Origin of the sequence: Paracoccus marinaquae, assembly GCF_018860165.1 — a bacterium.
In the GTDB taxonomy this organism is placed as follows: domain Bacteria; phylum Pseudomonadota; class Alphaproteobacteria; order Rhodobacterales; family Rhodobacteraceae; genus Paracoccus; species Paracoccus marinaquae.
In genome coordinates, this window is sequence record NZ_JAHKNG010000099.1 from 1 (window position 1) to 2513 (window position 2513).

Consider the following 2513-nt stretch of genomic DNA (forward strand, 5'->3'; position numbering starts at 1 on the left):
CTCTCCCGGATTTGAAGCCATACCGCCTCTGGCGGCTTCAAATCCGGGAGAGGAGATCATCGACAAAAACGCTGAAGCGGACCGGCTGAAAGCCGGTGGTTTGTATCCGATACATGGAAAATCAACATCCTACCTCAAATGCTCGGTTGAGCATTCACCCGTGCAGACCCGACAACACGATTGACTTAGCGGTCAAAAATCGGTCAAGCGCAGGGGTCGGCCATGCCGCACCAGAAGATCACGCAGGCGCTCGTTGACGGCCTGCCCTACCAGGATTCCGGGACGCTCTGGGTCCACGACACGGAACTCGCCGGGTTCAACCTGTCCATCGGTCAGCGCACGAAAACCTACTACGCCGCAGGCGAGCACGGGAACCGCTTCATCCGCGTGAAGATCGGCCGCGCCGATGTGACGAAGGCGAACGAGGCGCGCGCCGTCGCGCGTGACGTGCTGCTGCCGGAAATCCGTCGCGGCGTCGATCCGCGCGCGAAGCAGCTATCGGACGACGACCAGGCCTATGCGCGCATCCTCGCTGGCATTCGCGAGGCACGTCCCGAAGACCTGTCAGACCAGATGGCGCGGCGCATCATTCGCGGCAAGGCGAAGCGGCGCGCGGACGAACTGACGGTCGGCCAGGTCTGGGCAATGTATGAGAAGTATAAGCGCGCCTCGATCCTTGAGGAGCAAGGCCCGGAGAAGGCACGTCGGGCGGAAACCCATATCACGCAGCAGCGGCGCTATCTCGGGGGCGCAGACACATACGGCAAGGACGGCCCCTATGCCTCATCGCTCGAATGGCCGAAAGGCTGGTGGGATCGCCCCATCACGGACATCACCCCAGAACTGTGCTCGACGACATGGCGCGACCTGAACCGGACGCGCGGGCGCAGGACTGCCCAGATGTTCTTCATGGCCGTCCAGGTGCTGTTCAACTATGCGGTCGCGAAAAAGGAAGTGCCTGTCACGTCGCACCCGATGGTGATTGACGCCGCAGGCGACGGCATCGGCCTGCCGAAAGGTTGGCAGACCCTGCGCGCTCAGAACGAAGTCGAACGTATCTCGGACATTCGGGCGTGGTGGCGGCAGACAGACAAGATGACCGTGATCCCGAAGTCGGCGCTCAAGGTCGCGCTCCTGACCGGGATGCGCCCGACAGAAGTCCTTGCGATGAAATGGGAGAACGTGGACCTCGACGCGGGCAAGGTCTGGTTCGGCATGACCAAGACGACCGACTATCGCGAGGTTGCCTTGTCGTCGTGGTCGGTCGCCCAGCTTCGCCGCCTTGAGGCAATGACCGGGCGTCAGGAGTATGTCTTCACGGGACCGACAGGCGGGCGGCTGCTGTCCCTGCCGAACGTCACGCGCGGGAAGGATCGCTGGACGCCTAAGCAGTGCCGCAAGGAATGGCAGACGGTCGCCGTCGAGATCGGCATTGGCGACACGCGGCGCCGCGCGCAGGTGGGCAAAGGACTCGGCGGGACGGATGGGCACTATGTCGTGACCCCCGACCTGCGCGACGTGGTTCAGCGCGTCGCGGACGAGATCATGCGGCGCGTGGAAGGCGCCGTCTGACAAAGACCTTGGTGTTGGCATCAACGATGCCATCGACCTCATGCCCATCGTGACGGTAGATCAGTTCCAGGTCGAGGCGGCGGCACAACTCGACCGCGACCTGTTCCCACTTCGCGTAGGCCTTGCGGAGGCTGTTGATCGTGCCGCCCCGTTGCATCGTCAGAGCTTTCAGGACGCGTCCTTGCTGGGAGTTTTCGCGCGGCAAGTTCGGTCCGGCAAGTGGGCGGGAGTTCGGGCAGACGAGCGTTCCATCGTCGCGCACGTCGAAGACCCCATATGTCTCGACGATTGAGGGAAGCGGGATCGCTCCTGCGTCGGGTGCAGGGGCGATCTCTGCCTTCTCGGTTGGCTGCGGCTTCTCGCGCGGCGCGTTCATGGCGGCCCAAAGGTCGCGCGATGCCTGCACTTCCTTCGGGGTGCCAAAAACCACCTTTCCGGCCATGACTTCGAGCGCCCAGAGACCAAGATGCATTGCGTCAAGCTGCTGGGCCAGCGCCTGTCTGCGCGCGAGTTCGACCGTCAGGTCGCCGAGTTCCAGGTCCGTGTCGCCATTCTCAACGGCTTCACCGCGCTCGGCATCCCAGTAACAGAAGCCGTGGGATAAGTCTGTCCGGGGAAGGGGAAGACCCGTCCATCACACAATTTGTGCAACATGTGTAACCGCCCCATGCGCAATAGGTAATTTTAGAGCTGGCTTCAGCGCGTCACCGGGTGCTGACATGTGTCCGGCCTCAAGATGCGGCGTCATGCATGCCGCGGGCCCGTATGGTGTTCGAAGGTCGGGTCCAGATCAAAGCCGCGTGCTCGATGGCACTCGGGAGTGTCAGGAACTCTGTGTATCTGATCCGGCCCATGCAGTTTCAGATACTCAAGCGGCGAAGCGCTCGCCGAACATTATGGCGAACTGGTTGCGGGCCGCAAACCATTCCCGGACGTTTCGG

General features: G+C 62.7%; 3 protein-coding genes and 1 pseudogene. 3 read left to right on the top strand and 1 reads right to left on the bottom strand.

Features of this window, described 5'->3' with window-relative positions; translation table 11 throughout:
* Together KNW02_RS20340 and KNW02_RS20345 are read left to right on the top strand one after the other, a co-directional pair.
* On the top strand, positions 1–184 hold a 184-nt coding region (locus KNW02_RS20340), incomplete at its 5' end, for a hypothetical protein (protein WP_216035002.1).
* Between the two features lie 38 nt (positions 185–222).
* Positions 223–1572, top strand: a complete 1350-nt coding sequence (locus KNW02_RS20345; protein WP_216035003.1) for a tyrosine-type recombinase/integrase — start codon at positions 223–225, stop codon at positions 1570–1572.
* Here KNW02_RS20345 and KNW02_RS20350 read toward each other — a convergent pair.
* Positions 1544–2044, bottom strand: a complete 501-nt coding sequence (locus KNW02_RS20350) for a hypothetical protein (protein WP_216035004.1) — start codon at positions 2042–2044, stop codon at positions 1544–1546. The two genes, KNW02_RS20345 and KNW02_RS20350, sit on opposite strands and share 29 nt — an antisense overlap.
* On the opposite strand from KNW02_RS20350, the pseudogene KNW02_RS20355 reads away from it, so the two are divergent.
* Positions 2012–2176, top strand: a pseudogene (locus KNW02_RS20355) (IS5/IS1182 family transposase); the annotation flags it as partial. The gene KNW02_RS20350 and the pseudogene KNW02_RS20355 overlap by 33 nt on opposite strands.
* Positions 2177–2513: the final 337 nt, after the last annotated feature.

What these genes read in the sequence shown, in the direction of transcription:
- KNW02_RS20345 (WP_216035003.1), top strand. Translation starts at nt 223, where the DNA reads ATGCCGCACCAGAAGATCACGCAGGCGCTCGTTGACGGCCTGCCCTAC.
- KNW02_RS20350 (WP_216035004.1), bottom strand. Translation starts at nt 2,044, where the DNA reads ATGCATCTTGGTCTCTGGGCGCTCGAAGTCATGGCCGGAAAGGTGGTT.